Below are 1,076 nucleotides of genomic sequence, written 5' to 3'. Positions count from 1 at the left end.
CCTGTTGGACTTCATAATGTAGCCAATGGTAAGATTGGTGATGAGTCACATGATGCGATTAATGGTAGTCAGATTAACAAAATTGGTGAGGATGTAGCTAAGTTTTTAGGTGGAAATGCAAAGTTTAGTGATGGAGCCTTCACAGAACCAACCTATAAATTATCTAAGCTTTCTGAAGATGGTGCTGTAGAAGAAACTAGCTATGATAATGTTGGGAGTGCTTTTGAAGGTCTTGATACAAGTGTGAAGAATGTGAATACTCATCTAACGAATGAAGTTAAGAAGTTTGAAGAGAAAATCACGAATATTACACAAGAAGTTCAAGGTGATGCCTTGTTGTGGGATAGGAGTAAAGAGGCCTTTGTAGCAACGCATGGAGAAAAAGATAGCAAAACCAATAGTAAGATTACGTCTCTTTTAGATGGAGCAGTCTCAGAAAGTTCCAGTGATGCTATTACAGGTGGTCAACTTTATTCACTGGGCAGTGAGGTTGCAAAGACTTTTGGTGGTAATGCTAGCTATGCAGAAGGTAAATGGACGGCTCCTACGTTCACGGTTAAGGCTGTCAAGGAAGATGGTCAAACAGAAGATAAAGACTATCATGATGTAGTTTCTGCCTTTACCGGTGTAGGTACCTCTTTCACAAATCTTCATAAAGAGATTACCAAAGAAATTAATAATGCGGTTACCAAAGTGGAAGGTGATAGCCTTATTAAGCAGGATAAAAACGCTGATCCTATTACTATTGGTAAGGAAACAAATGGTACTGTAATTAATGTTGCGAATACAAGCGGTGTGAATCGGGTGATTTCCGGCGTAGGGGATGCAAAAGATAACAATGATGCCGTTAATAAGGGTCAGCTTGAAAAAGGTTTAAAGGATCTTTCCAACAGTCTTCAGTCAGATGATTCAGCGGTTGTTCATTATGATAAAAAGGATGATGACAATAACACTATTAATTATGCGAGTGTGACTTTAGGGAAAGGAAAAGATTCCACACCTGTTGGACTTCATAATGTAGCCAATGGTAAGATTGGTGATGAGTCACATGATGCGATTAATGGTAGTCAGATTAA

At 38.7% G+C, this 1,076-nt stretch carries 1 pseudogene; it reads left to right on the top strand.

The annotated features are described in order from the left end of the window. Positions 1 to 1,076, top strand: a pseudogene (locus ACFIO5_RS10560) (hypothetical protein); the annotation flags it as partial.

The organism is Bartonella sp. AA86SXKL (assembly GCF_042196885.1).
This window is presented reverse-complemented; position numbering and strand designations above follow the sequence as displayed.